Annotated in this window: 15 protein-coding genes and 1 tRNA gene; 15 read left to right on the forward strand and 1 reads right to left on the reverse strand. The window is 58.2% G+C overall.

What is annotated here, in order from left to right; genetic code table 11:
• The first annotated feature begins 118 nt into the window (after window positions 1-118).
• The 4 genes from mgtE (at window position 119) to HG264_RS01415 (ending at window position 5,068) form a co-directional block, all read left to right on the forward strand.
• Window positions 119-1,540 (forward strand): magnesium transporter, encoded by a 1,422-nt coding sequence (gene mgtE, locus HG264_RS01400; RefSeq protein ID WP_169405982.1) that lies wholly within the window; start codon window positions 119-121, stop codon window positions 1,538-1,540.
• A gap of 285 nt (window positions 1,541-1,825) precedes the next feature.
• Window positions 1,826-2,077: an OadG family protein gene (locus HG264_RS01405; protein ID WP_169405983.1), complete on the forward strand. Its 252-nt coding sequence runs from the start codon at window positions 1,826-1,828 to the stop codon at window positions 2,075-2,077.
• Window positions 2,078-2,125: 48 nt separating this feature from the next.
• Window positions 2,126-3,919, forward strand: a complete 1,794-nt coding sequence (gene oadA, locus HG264_RS01410; RefSeq protein ID WP_169405984.1) for a sodium-extruding oxaloacetate decarboxylase subunit alpha — start codon at window positions 2,126-2,128, stop codon at window positions 3,917-3,919.
• 12 nt (window positions 3,920-3,931) lie between these two features.
• Window positions 3,932-5,068, forward strand: a complete 1,137-nt coding sequence (locus HG264_RS01415; protein ID WP_169405985.1) for a sodium ion-translocating decarboxylase subunit beta — start codon at window positions 3,932-3,934, stop codon at window positions 5,066-5,068.
• 67 nt (window positions 5,069-5,135) lie between these two features.
• On the opposite strand, the gene HG264_RS01420 is transcribed toward HG264_RS01415, so the two are convergent.
• Window positions 5,136-5,453, reverse strand: coding sequence for an Arc family DNA-binding protein (locus HG264_RS01420; protein WP_150300416.1), 318 nt, complete (start codon window positions 5,451-5,453; stop codon window positions 5,136-5,138).
• Between the two features lie 313 nt (window positions 5,454-5,766).
• Here HG264_RS01420 and HG264_RS01425 point away from each other — a divergent pair.
• From HG264_RS01425 to HG264_RS01475, 11 genes are all read left to right on the forward strand, one after another.
• Window positions 5,767-5,843 (forward strand) — tRNA-Arg (locus tag HG264_RS01425).
• Between the two features lie 163 nt (window positions 5,844-6,006).
• Window positions 6,007-6,852 carry an IclR family transcriptional regulator gene (locus HG264_RS01430; protein ID WP_169405986.1) on the forward strand — a complete coding sequence of 282 codons (846 nt, stop codon included), beginning with the start codon at window positions 6,007-6,009 and terminating at the stop codon, window positions 6,850-6,852.
• A 299-nt stretch (window positions 6,853-7,151) separates the two neighbouring features.
• Complete coding sequence (locus tag HG264_RS01435; RefSeq protein ID WP_169405987.1) at window positions 7,152-8,102, forward strand: AraC family transcriptional regulator; 951 nt, start codon at window positions 7,152-7,154, stop codon at window positions 8,100-8,102.
• Window positions 8,103-8,324: 222 nt separating this feature from the next.
• Window positions 8,325-9,686: a benzoate 1,2-dioxygenase large subunit gene (gene benA / locus HG264_RS01440; protein WP_169405988.1), complete on the forward strand. Its 1,362-nt coding sequence runs from the start codon at window positions 8,325-8,327 to the stop codon at window positions 9,684-9,686.
• Window positions 9,686-10,174 (forward strand): benzoate 1,2-dioxygenase small subunit, encoded by a 489-nt coding sequence (gene benB, locus HG264_RS01445; RefSeq protein WP_169405989.1) that lies wholly within the window; start codon window positions 9,686-9,688, stop codon window positions 10,172-10,174. The genes benA and benB overlap by 1 nt, the downstream gene beginning before the upstream one ends.
• A 10-nt stretch (window positions 10,175-10,184) precedes the next feature.
• A complete protein-coding gene (gene benC / locus HG264_RS01450) occupies window positions 10,185-11,195 on the forward strand; it encodes a benzoate 1,2-dioxygenase electron transfer component BenC (RefSeq protein WP_169405990.1) in 1,011 nt (336 codons plus the stop codon).
• A 41-nt stretch (window positions 11,196-11,236) separates the two neighbouring features.
• Window positions 11,237-12,016 carry a 1,6-dihydroxycyclohexa-2,4-diene-1-carboxylate dehydrogenase gene (locus HG264_RS01455; RefSeq protein WP_169405991.1) on the forward strand — a complete coding sequence of 260 codons (780 nt, stop codon included), beginning with the start codon at window positions 11,237-11,239 and terminating at the stop codon, window positions 12,014-12,016.
• Between the two features lie 42 nt (window positions 12,017-12,058).
• Complete coding sequence (locus HG264_RS01460; RefSeq protein WP_169405992.1) at window positions 12,059-13,180, forward strand: muconate cycloisomerase family protein; 1,122 nt, start codon at window positions 12,059-12,061, stop codon at window positions 13,178-13,180.
• A 26-nt stretch (window positions 13,181-13,206) separates the two neighbouring features.
• Complete coding sequence (catC, locus tag HG264_RS01465) at window positions 13,207-13,497, forward strand: muconolactone Delta-isomerase (protein ID WP_169405993.1); 291 nt, start codon at window positions 13,207-13,209, stop codon at window positions 13,495-13,497.
• A gap of 29 nt (window positions 13,498-13,526) precedes the next feature.
• Window positions 13,527-14,459 (forward strand): catechol 1,2-dioxygenase, encoded by a 933-nt coding sequence (catA, locus tag HG264_RS01470; protein WP_169405994.1) that lies wholly within the window; start codon window positions 13,527-13,529, stop codon window positions 14,457-14,459.
• Window positions 14,460-14,612: 153 nt separating this feature from the next.
• Window positions 14,613-15,821, forward strand: coding sequence for a benzoate/H(+) symporter BenE family transporter (locus tag HG264_RS01475; RefSeq protein ID WP_169405995.1), 1,209 nt, complete (start codon window positions 14,613-14,615; stop codon window positions 15,819-15,821).
• Window positions 15,822-15,884 lie beyond the last annotated feature (63 nt).

Genomic DNA, 15,884 nt, shown 5'->3' on the forward strand with positions numbered 1-15,884 from the left:
CCCTGGCGAGACGGGTACCACAACCTGCCAGGCTCCTGCTAGGCTGAAACCAGGCTTGCCATGCGCCGCCTCGCTTGGCCCGCTCGCTGACGCATCGCCAGACCATCGGGAAGTATTCATGTCAGATCCCAGCCTCAATCTGCCGGACAGCCTTCAGGATCGACTCGACCAGGTCGTGGTAATGCTTGAGCGGCTTGGTGTCGGCGATCACCGTGGTGCCGAGCATGACGAGGATGCCGAGACCTATCGCCAGACGCTTGTCGATTTACAGGCTCTGCTGGATGAGCTTCACCCGGCCGATATCGCCTATATCCTCGAGTCCCTCCCGTTTGAAGAGCGTTTAACGGTCTGGCGGCGTGTACGGTCCGAGCGAGATGGTGAGATCCTTCTAGAGGTGTCGGATGCGGTGCGTGAAACCCTCATCGCGGACATGGATGATCACGAGATCATCGCCGCGGCCAACACGCTGGACGCCGATGAGCTCGCCGACCTGGCGCCGGATCTGCCGCGTGATGTAGTGCGCGAGCTGATGGATACACTTGATGCCCAACAGCGCGAGCGGTTGCGCTCGGCGTTATCCTACGATGCGGACCAGGTCGGGGCATTGATGGATTTCGACATGGTCACCATCAGGGATGATGTATCGCTCGAGGTGGTGATCCGTTATCTGCGCCGTTTCGATGCGCTACCTGACCATACCGACAAGCTGTTTGTGGTGGACATGGATGGCGTTCTGAAAGGTGTGTTACCGATCAAGCGCTTGTTGGTCGGCTTGCCTGATGAGCTGGTGCGCGACGCGATGGCCGTCGAGCCGGTCGTTTTTGGGCCAACGGATGATGCGGGGGAGGCCGCGCAGGCGTTTGAACGCTACGATCTGGTATCGGCACCCGTGGTCGATGTGCAGGGCGAGCTGCAAGGACGACTAACCATTGGCGTAATGGTCGACTATATCCGGGAAGAAAGCGAAACAGAGGCGCTTAACGCGGCCGGTCTGCGCGAGGAAGAGGATATTTTCGCCTCAGTGTGGAAGTCAGTCCGCAACCGTTGGGCGTGGTTGGCTGTCAACCTATGTACCGCTTTGATCGCGTCTCGGGTAATCGGTCTGTTCGAGAACGCAATTGAACAATTGGTCGCGCTCGCGGCATTGATGCCAATCGTCGCCGGAATCGGCGGCAATTCAGGAAACCAAACCATTACCATGATCGTGCGCGGCATTGCCACCGGGCAGGTCCAGGTTGCCCATGGTCGACGTCTGATCCGCAAGGAGGCGTCTGTAGCCATGATCAATGGGATGTTCTGGGGGGTGGTGCTTTCCGTTATCGCCTATTGGCTATATGCAAGCGTAGCGCTGGCCATCGTCCTGCTCGCAGCCATGACCCTTAACATGCTGCTAGCTTCAATCATGGGGGTGGTTATTCCGCTGGCAAGGATGCGCATGGGTAATGATCCGGCACTTGGCGCGAGTGTGATGATCACCGCAATAACCGACAGTGGCGGGTTCTTTATCTTCCTCGGGCTGGCTACAATTTTCCTGCTTTAATACCCCGGCATCCAGGCTTTCCGTCTGGGCCCGTCCCGTTAGGCCAGCGCGCTGCGGGAGAATCATGCGTCCCACAGAGAATCACGAACAAGCAACCGCTGAGCGTCCCGGACTGCGCGGCTTTCGATGTCGCCTGGATTGCCAAGAATGTCACATCAGGATACATTACACCGGTTTTGCGCGAGCAGAACCGGTCAATTCGACTGGCCGGTGTCGCTTTTTCTGAACAATAAAACCGAATTTTCAACAGCTCGCTTCGCGAGCGTGCGAGGGCGGGAGACAAGAATGAATTCAACCGAAGTGCTGATGGAAGGCGTTGATCTGATGGTCATGGGCATGGGGGCGGTCTTTACGTTCCTCATCTCGCTGGTGATCATCGTTACGCTGATGTCGAAGCTGCTGGGTAAATATTTCCCGGATGCCATCCCCACGCCAAAGGCACCATCTCGGCCGAAACCAGCTCCAGACGCGGTCGATCCCGAACTCATTGCCGTGATCAGTACTGCCATACGCCAGCATCGTTCACGCGCTTCCTGACACCTTTACGAAAAACTTCATCCTAAAAATCCAAAAGGCCATAAAACTATGACCGATACCAAGAAGCCCTTGGGCATTACTGATGTCATTCTGCGAGACGCCCACCAATCCATCCTGGCCACGCGCATGCGCCTCGAGGACATGCTGCCGATTGCCGGCAAGCTGGACCAGGTAGGCTTCTGGTCAGTTGAATCCTGGGGCGGAGCGACTTTTGACGCCTGTATCCGGTATCTGGGTGAAGATCCATGGGAACGCATCCGTGAACTGAAAAAAGCAATGCCCAACACGCGCCAGCAGATGCTGCTGCGTGGGCAGAACCTGCTCGGGTATCGTCATTACGCCGATGACGTTGTGGAGCGGTTTGTTGAGCGTGCCGCTACCAATGGCGTCGACGTGTTCCGTGTATTCGACGCAATGAACGACCCGCGTAACCTCGAGACTGCGCTTAAAGCTGTCAAGGCTCAGGGCAAGCACGCCCAGGGCACCATTTCATATACCACCAGCCCGGTCCATACCGTAGACATGTGGGTTGATCTGGCCAAAACCATTGAAGACATGGGCGCTGATTCCATTGCGATCAAGGATATGGCGGGTATCCTGAATCCTTACGTTGGCTTTGATCTGGTTTCACGCCTCAAGGCTTCCTTGAGCATTCCTGTACACATGCAGTGCCACGCGACCGCTGGCCTGTCGACTGCCGCTATTCTCAAGGCAGTCGAGGCGGGCATCGATAATGTCGATACCGCTATCTCCTCGATGTCGATGACCTACGGCCATTCGCCGACCGAGTCGGTGGTGGCGATCTTCCAGAACACTGAGCACGATACCGGCCTGGATCTGCTGCTGCTTGAGGAAGTTGCTGCGTATTTCCGCGAAGTGCGGAAAAAGTACGCCAAGTTTGAAGGCAACCTGAAAGGTGTTGATTCGCGCATCCTGGTCGCCCAGGTTCCTGGCGGCATGCTCACCAACATGGAAAGTCAGTTGAAAGAGCAGGGCGCTGGCGACAAATTCGATGAGGTACTGGCCGAGATCCCTCGCGTGCGTGAGGACTTGGGCTTTATCCCCCTGGTTACACCGACCTCGCAGATTGTCGGGACTCAGGCTGTTATCAACGTTCTGACCGGTGAGCGCTACAAGTCGATTACCAAGGAAACCTCGGGCATTCTCAAGGGCGAATACGGTGCAGCGCCGGCGCCATTCAATACCGAATTGCAGCAGCGTGTATTGGCTGGTGCTGAGGCCATCACCTGCCGTCCGGCCGACCTGCTTGAGCCAGAGATGGATAAGCTCACTGCTGAGCTGAAGGGCATCGCTCAGGAGAAAGGAATCAAGCTCGCCGCTAACGAAATTGACGATGTGCTGACCTATGCACTGTTCCCGCAGATTGGCCTGAAATTCCTGGAAAACCGCGGTAACCCGGACGCCTTCGAGCCGGTACCGACTGGGCAGGAAATGGTCGCCAAAACCACCAAGCCGGGCGAGCCGGACGTTTACACCGTCACGGTGAACGGTAAGGAGTTCGTGGTTCAGGTCGCCGACGGCGGTGACATCACTGGCATCAAGCCGGTGGACGGCGCTGCGCCTGCCGCCGCAACGTCAGGATCAGCACCTGCTCCGGCAGCTGGCGCTGGCGAGCCGCAACCTGCTCCGTTGGCCGGGAATATCTTCAAGGTACTTGTCAGCCCTGGCGACGCGGTAGAGGACGGCGAGGTAGTAATGATCCTCGAAGCCATGAAGATGGAAACCGAGGTCTGCGCCCGCAAGGCGGGGACTGTGGGTACGGTCAATGTAAAAGTGGGCGACGCGGTCAACGTCGGCGACACTTTGCTGACCATCGGTTAAGGAGAACCGTGAATGGATAAGCTTCTCACCCTCTGGCACTCAACCGGTCTCTATCATATAGAGCCGGGCCAGTTGTTCATGATCTTCATTTGCTTCGGTCTGATCTACCTGGCGATCAAGAAAGGCTTTGAGCCGTTGCTGTTGATACCAATCGGTTTTGGCGGTTTGTTGGCCAACATCCCCGTTGCGAACATGTCGGAAGGCATGGGCATCCTCAAGCTGATCTACGACGTGGGTATTCCAACCTCCGTGTTTCCGCTCCTGATCTTCATGGGTGTCGGTGCCATGACGGATTTCGGTCCGATGCTGGCCAATCCACGCACGCTGCTGCTGGGTGCCGCTGCGCAATTCGGTATCTTTGGTACCTTGTTGGGCGCATTGGCGCTGACGGCTTGGGGCATCCCGGGTTTCGAGTTCACCCTGCAACAGGCTGCTTCAATTGCCATCATCGGGGGCGCGGACGGTCCGACATCGATCTTCGTTACCTCCAAGCTTGCGCCTGAGCTATTGGGTCCGATTGCCGTTGCGGCGTATTCCTACATGGCGCTGGTGCCGCTGCTGCAACCGCCGATCATGCGCGCTTTGACCACAGAGAAAGAACGGTCAATCGTCATGACTCAGCTGCGCGTAGTCAGCAAAGCCGAGAAGATCATCTTCCCGTTGGCGCTGGTCATGCTGGTCGGCCTATTGCTCCCGGATGCGGCGCCGTTGATCGGTATGTTCTGCCTGGGTAACCTGATGCGCGAATCCGGCGTCGTGGAGCGTCTGGCTGATACCAGTCGCAACGCCTTGATCAACATCGTCACCATTGGTCTGGGCTTGTCGGTGGGCGCGAAGTTGTCATCAGAGGCTTTCCTGCAGCTGACGACCTTGGGCATTCTGGTGCTGGGTATGGTTGCTTTCTGCGTCGGTACTGCTGCCGGGGTGTTGATGGCCAAGCTGATGAACGCCGTTAGCAAGACGGCCATCAATCCTTTAATCGGGTCGGCAGGCGTTTCCGCTGTACCTATGGCTGCTCGAGTTTCCAACCGCGTTGGGCTGGAATCGAATCCTCATAACTTCCTGCTCATGCATGCCATGGGACCGAACGTAGCAGGCGTAATCGGTTCGGCAGTGGCTGCGGGTGTGTTGTTGACCTTCGTAGGTTAATTATCTCAGCCATAAAAAAACCCGCTCTCTGAGCGGGTTTTTTTGCCTGGTACTCACAGGTTTACTGTCAGGATGCTTCGCTTACCAATAGCGCGAGTAGGGCGTTTTGCTGGCGACGACTCATTTCGCGGAAGCGCAGCAGTAGTTCCTGTTCGGGGTGGCTCAACGACTCGAGCTGTTGATCGTTCAGTGCCTGCCGTGACGGCTGTTCCGGAAGCGTAGGCAGATCCAGCAAGCTGTGCTCGAGACGCGCGATAATTTCCGAATTCATGCTGCGGTGATGCTGCTTCGCGACCTCAGCTATACGGTCCCGCATGCCTTGCGGCAAACGTACAACGAACTTGTCTGCGGTCCTGCTGGTGTAATGTTGGATTGCAGTTTTCATAAGGCAAGAATAATCGCTTTGTCTAGATATGGTCGATGGCGGCATCTGGAGCTGCGTGATTCTCCGTCAGGGTAATCGCCGGCTTTTTTTCAGGAGGAGCGGAACCCCCAATGTGATGCAGACAACAGATTCGGACTCAATGCTCCTTTATACCGGTTTTTTTTAATTTTCCCAGCTTTGCGACAAAAAAATGTCTTCAGGATGTGACGGGTTACAGACGCTGCTGCGGAAACTGGCACTCAACTTGTTTTGGAAAGTGGCCAAGCTTGCGCTTGATCAGTTAATATGCCCGTCGATTTTCTCCCCTGCGAATGCGCTTGTAGCTCAGCTGGATAGAGCGACCGCCTCCTAAGCGGTAGGTCCCGGGTTCGAATCCCGGCTCGCGCACCATATCAAAAAAATTCTGTTTGTGAACCATTCTTATTCGGCAGCGTGACTGTGAAGTCGTTTCGCGACGCATTCTTATTGCTCTCCGCTTGAGACGGCAGCAGGTTTGCGATTAACGCACAGCTATCCGATAATCGCCTGTCCTCCAAGATCGCCAGGTTTGACCATGTCCGACTCACCGCCGTCCAGGCCTGTCCTGGCCCCTCCTGCCTATGTGTCCCCCGCCAAGCGCATCGCTTCGTTAAGTGGTGATCCGAATTTCATGACCTCCCTGGCGCGTGGGCTGGCTGTAATCAATGCGTTTCAGGAGCGCAAGCGACACCTGACCATCGCGCAGATTAGCCATCGCACCGAGATTCCCAGGGCGGCGGTGCGCCGCTGTCTTTACACGCTTATGCAGCTTGGCTTTGCCACGACGGACGGGCGGACCTATTCGTTGCTGCCGAAAGTTCTTACTCTGGGCCATGCCTATTTGTCCTCGACCCCGCTCGCGGTCTCTGCGCAACCGTATCTGGACCGTCTTAGCGAGCAGCTGCATGAAGCCTGTAACCTCGCTACGCTTGAGGGCGATCAAGTGCTGTACATCGCACGTTCGGCCATCCCGCAGCGACTGATATCGGTGGATCTCAGTGTAGGCAGTCGTCTGCCCGCTTATTGCACCTCCATGGGACGCGTATTGTTGGCTGCGCTCGACGACGTCGAGTTGACTGATCACCTGTCGAATGCCGAACTGCAGCCCAGAACCAGTCGTACTCTGTCTACGCCGGAAGCGCTGTGGGAATGTCTGCAACAGGTGCGTCGCCAGGGCTGGTGTCTGGTCGACCAGGAGCTTGAGCAGGGTTTGCGCTCGATCGCTGTACCGGTTTTTGATTCGGCTGGCCACGTCGTGGCAGCCATGAATGTCAGCACCCATGCGGGGAGGGTGCCAGCGACGGATCTCGAGCGAAGGATCCTTCCGGTCATGCTGGCAGCCAGCCAGGAGCTGAGCACTCAGCTGTTCAGTCCGGTTTGATCATGTCATTGATGTGAATCAGCCAGGCGGACTTCTCTGGTTCGTTATCGGGCGATTGTGTTCGATTATCGGCCATATGCGACCTTGGTTGAATGCACGACTAGGTGGATAAGGCACACTATTTGATATCGGTTCGGGCTGGCTGAACACTCTAAGCATGTTCCGCAGCCCACCTGGCCCCAATCAGACGCTTTGTCGCGGGGGCTGTATGCGATGGATCGCCTGCATTGCCATGGACAGCAATTGACGACTCGCCAGATATCGAGTCGAGCGCCTTCACATACAAGAGCACCCTTATTATGGAAAGTCGCCTGCTTGGTGAAACGAGTCGCGTTTTTGCTAACGCTGATCCGTATTGCGTATCAGACTATGTCAACCAGCACGTCGGTTTGCATAGTATCCAGCTACCTAAGCGCGGACAGCCCAGCGCGGCCCTAAGTCACCGTGAATTCGGCAATCTCGATCTCTGTCGGATCGGTTATGGGGCCGGGGTGCACGTTACTTCGCCTGCGCTTGAAACCGTATTCCACCTGCAGATTCTGCTGCAAGGCAATTGTCTGTGGCGGGGCAAAAGCGAACAGCACCAGTTCAGACCTGGCGAGTTGTTGCTTATCAACCCTGATGATCCGGTGGATCTGACTTACTCGGACGACTGCGAGAAATTCATCATCAAGGTGCCCGCGGCGTTTCTGGACAAGGCTTGCACTGAAAACAACTGGCGGCGGCCGGCGGAAGGGATACGTTTCGCTGCGCGGCACAATATGAATCAGCTGGACGGCTTCATCAATCTGCTGACGATGATCTGTCACGAAGCCGAGGGCGATCAGAGCATGCCTATGGTTCGTGAACAGTACACGCGCATCGTCGCGTCCAAGCTGCTTGGGTTGCTGAGTAACAACGTCAGCCGTGAAGAGCTGAGCGAAAGCTGTCCGTCATTCGAGCGGGTTGCCCAGTACATCGACGAAAACCTCAAGCAGGACATCAGCATCGACCAGCTGGCACAGGCGGTACGCATCAGTCCGCGGTCGTTATATGCGTTGTTTGACCGGAACGCCGGGACCACTCCGAAGAACTATATTCGTGCTCGCAAGCTTGAGCGCGTCAGACAGTGTCTGTGCGATCCGGCGGTCAAGGTGCGCAACGTTACCGAGGTTGCGCTCGACTACGGGTTCATGCACCTGGGACGTTTTTCCGAGAATTACAAAGGCGCTTTCGGCGAGCTTCCTTCAGAAACGCTGCGGCGTCGTTAAGCCTGTTCGCATCGTAACCTACTGATATTCATACATGTTCTCTCTGTCCATGCACGCGACAGAGAGACGCTTTTTCGTGTCCGACATTCCGATTAGGTCCCCGTTCATCCGTATCCCGCTTGTTGCAGGAAACGGATAGCGTCAGTGCAGAAAGCGGATATTGCCCGACCCTGCTGCCACATAGTCTTCATCTTGTTGAAACAATAATGTGGAGCCTTGGCCATGACCTTGCGACCCGAATACCTCGATAACCTGCTGGAAGACGATCAAGAAAAGGGCACTTTTCGCTGTAAGCGTGAGATCTTCACCAACCCTCGTCTGTTCGAACTGGAGATGAAGCACATCTTCGAAGGCAACTGGCTGTATCTCGCGCATGAGAGCCAGATTCCGGAGAAGAATGACTACTACACGACCTATATGGGTCGCCAGCCGATTTTCATCGCGCGCAACAAGGAAGGCGAGCTGAACGCCTTCATCAACGCCTGCAGTCACCGTGGTGCGATGCTCTGTCGTTACAAGAGCGGCAACAAGTCCACTTACACCTGTCCGTTCCACGGCTGGACATTCAACAACTCCGGCAAGCTGCTCAAGGTCAAGGATCCCAAGGAAGCGGGTTACCCGGACAGCTTCAAATGTGACGGCTCACATGACCTGACCAAGGTTGCACGGTTTGAGTCCTATCGCGGATTCCTGTTTGGCAGCCTGCGCGAAGACGTTGCACCGCTGGACGAATTCCTCGGTGAATCGAGAAAGATTATCGACATGGTCGTCGACCAATCGCCGGACGGTCTCGAAGTGCTGCGCGGTGCGTCCACCTATGTCTACGAAGGCAACTGGAAGTTGCAGGCGGAAAACGGTGCCGACGGCTATCACGTCAGCGCCGTGCACTGGAACTACGCCGCCACCCAGAACCAGCGCAAGCTCCGTGAAGCAGGCGATGACGTCCGCGCCATGAGCGCCGGCGGCTGGGGCAAGAAGGGTGGTGGTTTCTATTCCTTCGAGAATGGCCACTTGCTGCTCTGGACCCGTTGGGATAACCCGGAAGACCGTCCGCTCTACAGCCGCCGCGAGGAAATGATCGAGGAATTCGGCCAGGCGCGTACTGACTGGATGATCGAACACTCCCGCAACCTGTGTCTGTACCCGAACCTGTACCTGATGGACCAGTTCGGCTCGCAATTGCGGGTCGCCCGTCCGCTGTCGGTCGACAAGACCGAAGTCACCATCTATTGCATTGCTCCCCGTGGCGAAAGCGCAGAAGCGCGCTCGCGTCGCATCCGCCAGTACGAGGATTTCTTCAACGTCAGTGGTATGGCGACTCCGGACGATCTGGAAGAATTCCGCGCGTGCCAGGAAGGTTACAAGGGTGCTGCAGCGGAATGGAACGACATGTCCCGTGGTGCCAAGCACTGGATCGACGGCGCGGATGAAGGCGCGGCGGAAATCGGTCTTGAGCCGATCATGAGCGGCGCGCGCAGTGAAGATGAAGGACTGTTCGTGCTCCAGCACAAGTTCTGGCAGGAATCGATCAAGCGGGCTGCCGAGAAAGAACAGGGCCAACTGATCCATGTGGAGGGCGCGTGATGACCATCTCCTACGAAACCGCACGTGACTTCCTGTACCGCGAAGCGCGGTATCTGGATGACAAGGACTGGGATAACTGGCTGGAACTGTACGCGGCTGACGCCACTTTCTGGATGCCCGCGTGGGACGATCAGGACCGGTTGACCGAGGATCCCCAGACCGAGATTTCGCTGATCTGGTACGGCAACCGCAGCGGGTTGGAAGACCGCGTGTTCCGCATACGTACCGACCGCTCCAGCGCCACGATGCCGGACACCCGCACCTCGCACAACATCAATAACCTCGAGTTGCTCGAGCAGGCTGATGGAATGTGCAAGCTGCGCTTCAACTGGCACACCCTGAGTTTTCGCTACAAGACCGTCGATCATTTCTACGGCACCAGCTTCTACACCCTTGACGTGCGTGGCGAGCAGCCGCTGATCAAGGCCAAGAAGGTCGTGCTGAAGAACGATTACATCCGCCAGATGATCGACGTTTACCATCTTTGAGGCCTCTGCCATGACCCACATGATTGCACTGAACTTTGAAGACGGCGTGACCCGCTTCATCGATACCAACCCCGGCGAAACCGTTGCCGACGCAGCCTACCGTCAGGGCATCAACGTGCCGCTGGACTGCCGCGATGGTGCCTGCGGAGCCTGCAAATGCAAGGCTGAATCCGGCCGCTACGACCTCGGAGAGGAATACATCGAGGACGCGCTGAGTGAGGACGAAGCTGAGCAGGGCTATGTGCTGACCTGCCAGATGGTTGCCGAGAGCGATTGCGTCATCAGCGTTCCGGCGTCAAGCGAGGTGTGCAAGACCACTCAGGTCAGCATCGAGGCCGAGATCAGCGATATTCGTCAGTTATCCGAAAGCACCATAGCGTTGTCGCTCAAGGGTGAGGCCCTGCATCGCCTGGCGTTCCTGCCGGGTCAGTATGTGAATCTGCAGGTGCCTGGCAGCGATCAGACCCGCGCCTATTCCTTCAGTTCCATGCCGCGCGAAGGCGAGGTCAGCTTTTTGATCCGCAACGTGCCGGGCGGATTGATGAGCAGCTTCCTGACGGGCATGGCCAAGGCCGGCGATACGCTGAACCTGGCGGGCCCGCTGGGCAGCTTCTATCTGCGCGACATCAAGCGTCCGCTGTTGTTGCTGGCCGGTGGAACCGGTCTCGCACCCTTCACTGCGATGCTCGACAAGATTGCTGCGCAGGGAAGCGAGCATCCCCTGCATCTGATCTATGGGGTGTCGCAGGATCACGACCTGGTGGAAATGGAAAAGCTCGACGACTTTGCCGAGCGCATCCCCAATTTCACCTACAGCACGTGCGTGTCCAGCCCGGATACCGCGCACCCGCTCAAAGGGTACGTCACCCAGCATATCGAACCGAAGCATCTGAATGATGGGGAAGTGGACGTTTACTTGTGTGGGCCGCCGGCGATGGTTGAATCGGTAAGCCAGTACCTGCGTGAGCAGGGCCTGGAGCCGGTGAATTTCTTCTTCGAAAAATTCGCAGCGAGCGCCTGATCTCTTCAGGCGCCAGCCCATCAACGTACAGGACTGCTGACATGACTCAACGTTTCTGCAACAAGGTTGCCGTCATCACCGGCGCGGCGCAGGGAATCGGCCGGCGCGTCGCCGAGCGCATGGCTGCGGAAGGTGGCCAGCTGGTGCTGGTTGACCGTTCCGAACTGGTACACGAGCTGGCCATCGAGCTTGGCGCGCAGGGAGCCGAAGTGCTGACGCTGACGGCTGACCTCGAACAGTTTGCTGGCTGCAATGAAGTGATGAAGGCCGCCGTCGAGCGCTTCGGTCGTCTGGATATCCTGATCAATAACGTCGGCGGCACCATCTGGGCCAAGCCCTTCGAGCACTATCAGGAACATGAGATAGAAGCCGAAGTGCGGCGTTCATTATTCCCGACGCTGTGGTGCTGCCACGCCGCCTTGCCACAGATGCTGGAGCAGGGTGGCGGAGCCATTGTCAACGTCTCGTCCGTGGCGACCCGCGGTGTAAACAGGGTGCCCTATGGCGCGGCCAAGGGTGGCGTGAACGCCCTGACTGCCTGTCTTGCGCTGGAAACGGCTGGCCGCGGCGTGCGGGTGAACGCTACCGCGCCAGGCGGGACCGAAGCACCGCCGCGTCGCATACCACGTAACACCGCCGAGCAGAGCGAACAGGAAAAGATTTGGTATCAGCAGATCGTCGATCAGACCGTGGACAGCAGCCTGATGAAACGCTACGGCACGATCGACGAGCAGGTCGGCGCGATCCTCTTTCTGGCCTCTGAGGAGGCAACGTACATCACCGGTGTGACGCTACCCGTGGCAGGCGGTGATCTTGGTTGATCCGCTACATCGCCCGAACCCACGTAAGAGAACTGGAATGCTATGACTCAAGTACTGATCGAGAACATCGAGACGGTCATCGTCGATCTGCCGACCATCCGTCCGCACAAGCTGGCGATGCACACCATGCAGAACCAGACGCTGGTGATCGTTCGCCTGCGCTGTTCGGATGGCATTGAAGGTCTGGGTGAATCCACCACGATTGGCGGCTTGGCCTATGGCAACGAGAGCCCGGAAAGCATCAAGCAGAACATTGATAGCCATTTCGCGCCGCTGCTGGTCGGGCAGGACGCCGCCAATATCAATGCCGCCATGCTGCGTCTGGACAAATCCATCACTGGTAACACCTTCGCCAAGTCCGGCATCGAAAGCGCGTTGCTTGATGCCCAGGGCAAGCGGCTGGGGTTGCCGGTCAGTGAACTGCTGGGCGGGCGCGTACGGGATGGCCTGGAGGTCGCCTGGACACTGGCCAGCGGCGATACGGCAAAGGACATCGCCGAAGCCGAGCAGATGCTCGATATTCGCCGCCACCGCATTTTCAAGCTGAAGATCGGTGCCAACGAGGTGAACCAGGACCTGCGCCATGTCATCGCCATCAAGCAGGCGCTGGGCGACCGTGCCAGCGTACGCGTCGACGTCAATCAGTACTGGGACGAGTCCGTGGCGATCCGCGCTTGCCAGGTGCTGGGCGACAACGGCATTGATCTGATCGAGCAGCCGATTTCCCGGATCAACCGCGGTGGGCAGATCCGCCTCAATCAGCGCAGCCCCGCACCCATCATGGCCGATGAATCCATCGAGAGCGTCGCGGACGCCTTCAGTCTGGCTGCCGACGGCGCCGCCAGCATCTTTGCCTTGAAAATCGCCAAGAATGGCGGCCCGCGCGCCGTGTTGCGCACGGCGCAGATCGCCGAAGCTGCCGGTATTTCGCTGTATGGCGGAACCATGCTGGAAGGTTCGGTGGGCACCATGGCTTCCGCGCATGCATTCGTCACGCTGAACAAGCTGACCTGGCACACCGAACTGTTCGGCCCGCTGTTGTTGACGGAAGAAATTGTCGTCGAGGCGCCCGTGTATCGCGACTTCCAACTCGAAGTGCCGCGCAATCCGGGGCTCGGCCTGACTCTGGACGAAGACCGCCTGGCGTTCTTCCGTCGCCGCTAATCCATTACCCCTCAGAGGAACTGAATATGCTGTTTCACGTAAAGATGACCGTCAACCTGCCGGTCGATATGGACCCGGCGCAGGCCGCGAAGATCAAGGCTGAAGAAAAGGCCCTGGCCCAGGGACTGATGCGCGAAGGCAAGTGGCGTCACCTGTGGCGCATCGCCGGCTTTTATGCCAACTACAGCGTGTTTGACGTTGCCAGCGTCGATGAACTGCACAACACGCTGATGAGCTTGCCGCTTTACCCCTACATGGATATCGAGGTCGACGCGTTATGCCGTCACCCCTCATCCATCCGTGACGATGACCGCTGATTTCCATTAGAACAAGAGAGGTAGATACCATGTCCGTGACCATCACACAGAACACTGAAATCCAGAAGTTTTTCGAAGAAGCCAGCGGCTTCGGTAACGAGCAGGGCAGCCCGCGGGTCAAGGCGCTGGTGCATCGCATCCTGCAGGATACCGCCCGGATCATCGAAGACCTGGACGTAACCCAGGACGAATTCTGGACCGCCGTTGATTACGTCAATCGTCTGGGCGCCAGCGGCGAAGCCGGTCTGGTTGTCGCAGGCCTGGGGCTCGAGCATTTCCTTGATCTGCTGCAGGACGCCAAGGACGAACAGGTCGGTCAGACCGGCGGCACCCCCCGCACCATCGAAGGGCCGTTGTATGTGGCTGGCGCACCGATCTGTGAAGGCGAGGCGGTCATGTATGACGGCGAAGAGCAGGGCACGCCGCTGTTCCTTTCCGGCCGCGTAGTTGATCTCGACGGCCAGCCCGTTGTCGGCGCAACGGTCGATCTGTGGCACGCCAACGAGCAGGGCAACTATTCCTACTTCGACAAGAGCCAGCCGGAATACAACCTGCGTCGCCGGATCATCACCGATGCCGAAGGCTACTACCGCGCACGCAGCATCGTTCCGTCCGGGTATGGCTGCTCGCCTGAGGGTCCGACTCAGGAAGTACTGGATCAGCTGGGGCGTCACGGCCAGCGTCCTGCGCACGTGCACTTCTTCATCTCGGCGCCGGGTTATCGTCACCTGACCACTCAGTTCAACTTCGCTGGCGATGAGCACCTGTGGGATGACTTTGCCTACGCTACCCGTGAAGGTCTGATCGCCGATATCCAGTTCACCGAAGATGATGCCGCAGCGCGCGAGCGGGGTGTTGAAGGCCGTTTCGCGACGATCGATTTCGACTTCCAGCTCCAGCCTGCGCCGGCCGCGGATGCGGAGCAGCGCAGCGGACGTCCGCGTGCTTTGCAGGAAGCCTGACGTGAGGCGGGTTTCGTCCCGCTCTTTGTTCTGACGCCGGTTCACAAGACCGGCGTCTTTCTCCGGCCAGCCCTGCGATACCCTTCGCAGGTGCTGGCCGGAGCCTGGTCAGGATCTGCGCCAACCCCTTCCTCTATCCTGTGACGAGATGCCATGAAAACCCTGGTTAAGGATTTTTCTCCGTCCGCTGCAGTGGCCGGATTTATCGCCACCGTTATCTCTTATGCGGGCCCACTGGTTATCGTCTTCCAGGCTGCCGAAAGCGCCGGTATGCCGCACGCCGTGCTGTCATCCTGGGTCTGGGCAATATCCATCGGCAGCGCCGTGCTCGGTATTGGCTTGAGCCTGCGATACAGGGTCCCCGTGATCATTGCCTGGTCGGCACCGGGCTCTGCGCTTCTGGTCTCGTTACTGCCTGAAGTCAGTCTCAATGAAGCGGTGGGCGCCTATATTCTCGCCTCTGTGATCATTTTTATCGTTGGGGTGACCGGCGCTTTCGACCGGATCATCCGCAAACTGCCCGCTGCGATTGCCGCCGGGATGCTTGCGGGAATCCTGTTCCGTTTCGGGACCGGACTATTCGTATCGCTGGAGTCGCAGCCGATTCTGGTGCTGGCAATGTTCGTCACCTATCTGCTGGGCAAACGGTTAATGCCACGCTACGCGGTGATGGCCGTATTGGTGGTGGGTTGCCTGATCGCGCTGGCCAGCGGTGATATGCGCCAGGACGCGTTGGTCGTTGGGCTAGCCATACCGGTCTGGATCACCCCTGAGTTCAGTCTGTCGGCTGCGCTGAATATTGCGTTGCCGCTGGTAATGGTCGCGCTGACCGGGCAGTTCGTACCCGGTATTGCGGTCATGCGTGCCTCGGGATATTCGACCCCTGCGAGCCCGATTATCAGCAGCAGTGCAGTGGGCTCGTTACTGCTGGCCCCGTTTGGCTGCCACGGCCTGACGCTGGCGGCGATTACTGCCGCTATCTGCACCGGGCCGGAAGCGCACCCGGACCCGGGGCGGCGCTACGTAGCCGGTGTGGTTGGCGGGCTTACCTATCTGCTACTCGGGCTGTTTGGTGCCACGCTGGTCTCGCTATTCACCGCATTTCCCGCTGAGCTGATTGCTGCGCTTGCCGGTCTCGCCCTGTTTGCCGCCATAGCCGGCGCGCTCACCAGTGCAATGGCGATACCCAGTGACCGGGAGGCGGCATTGATTACCTTTCTGGTAACCGCGTCCGGCATGTCCTTCCTCGGGCTGTCCGCTGCGTTCTGGGGCCTGATCTTCGGGGTAGCGGCGCATCTGCTGCTGACCCTGCGCCGACCCACACCGGAGCAGCAAGTTATGGAGGAAGAACCAGCTCGCTGATCTAAGCGCCGGGTTCCACCCCGACAGGGGTGCTTGTTTGCAGGTATCGCGCCATATGGTTCG

This window comes from Pseudomonas sp. gcc21, from assembly GCF_012844345.1.
Lineage (GTDB): Bacteria > Pseudomonadota > Gammaproteobacteria > Pseudomonadales > Pseudomonadaceae > Halopseudomonas.

What these genes read in the sequence shown, in the direction of transcription:
- HG264_RS01460 (WP_169405992.1), top strand. Translation starts at nt 12,059, where the DNA reads ATGACTCAAGTACTGATCGAGAACATCGAGACGGTCATCGTCGATCTG.
- benA (WP_169405988.1), top strand. Translation starts at nt 8,325, where the DNA reads ATGACCTTGCGACCCGAATACCTCGATAACCTGCTGGAAGACGATCAA.
- HG264_RS01430 (WP_169405986.1), top strand. Translation starts at nt 6,007, where the DNA reads ATGTCCGACTCACCGCCGTCCAGGCCTGTCCTGGCCCCTCCTGCCTAT.
- catC (WP_169405993.1), top strand. Translation starts at nt 13,207, where the DNA reads ATGCTGTTTCACGTAAAGATGACCGTCAACCTGCCGGTCGATATGGAC.
- HG264_RS01415 (WP_169405985.1), top strand. Translation starts at nt 3,932, where the DNA reads ATGGATAAGCTTCTCACCCTCTGGCACTCAACCGGTCTCTATCATATA.
- benC (WP_169405990.1), top strand. Translation starts at nt 10,185, where the DNA reads ATGACCCACATGATTGCACTGAACTTTGAAGACGGCGTGACCCGCTTC.
- mgtE (WP_169405982.1), top strand. Translation starts at nt 119, where the DNA reads ATGTCAGATCCCAGCCTCAATCTGCCGGACAGCCTTCAGGATCGACTC.
- catA (WP_169405994.1), top strand. Translation starts at nt 13,527, where the DNA reads ATGTCCGTGACCATCACACAGAACACTGAAATCCAGAAGTTTTTCGAA.
- HG264_RS01475 (WP_169405995.1), top strand. Translation starts at nt 14,613, where the DNA reads ATGAAAACCCTGGTTAAGGATTTTTCTCCGTCCGCTGCAGTGGCCGGA.
- HG264_RS01455 (WP_169405991.1), top strand. Translation starts at nt 11,237, where the DNA reads ATGACTCAACGTTTCTGCAACAAGGTTGCCGTCATCACCGGCGCGGCG.
- benB (WP_169405989.1), top strand. Translation starts at nt 9,686, where the DNA reads ATGACCATCTCCTACGAAACCGCACGTGACTTCCTGTACCGCGAAGCG.
- HG264_RS01435 (WP_169405987.1), top strand. Translation starts at nt 7,152, where the DNA reads ATGGAAAGTCGCCTGCTTGGTGAAACGAGTCGCGTTTTTGCTAACGCT.
- HG264_RS01405 (WP_169405983.1), top strand. Translation starts at nt 1,826, where the DNA reads ATGAATTCAACCGAAGTGCTGATGGAAGGCGTTGATCTGATGGTCATG.
- oadA (WP_169405984.1), top strand. Translation starts at nt 2,126, where the DNA reads ATGACCGATACCAAGAAGCCCTTGGGCATTACTGATGTCATTCTGCGA.
- HG264_RS01420 (WP_150300416.1), bottom strand. Translation starts at nt 5,453, where the DNA reads ATGAAAACTGCAATCCAACATTACACCAGCAGGACCGCAGACAAGTTC.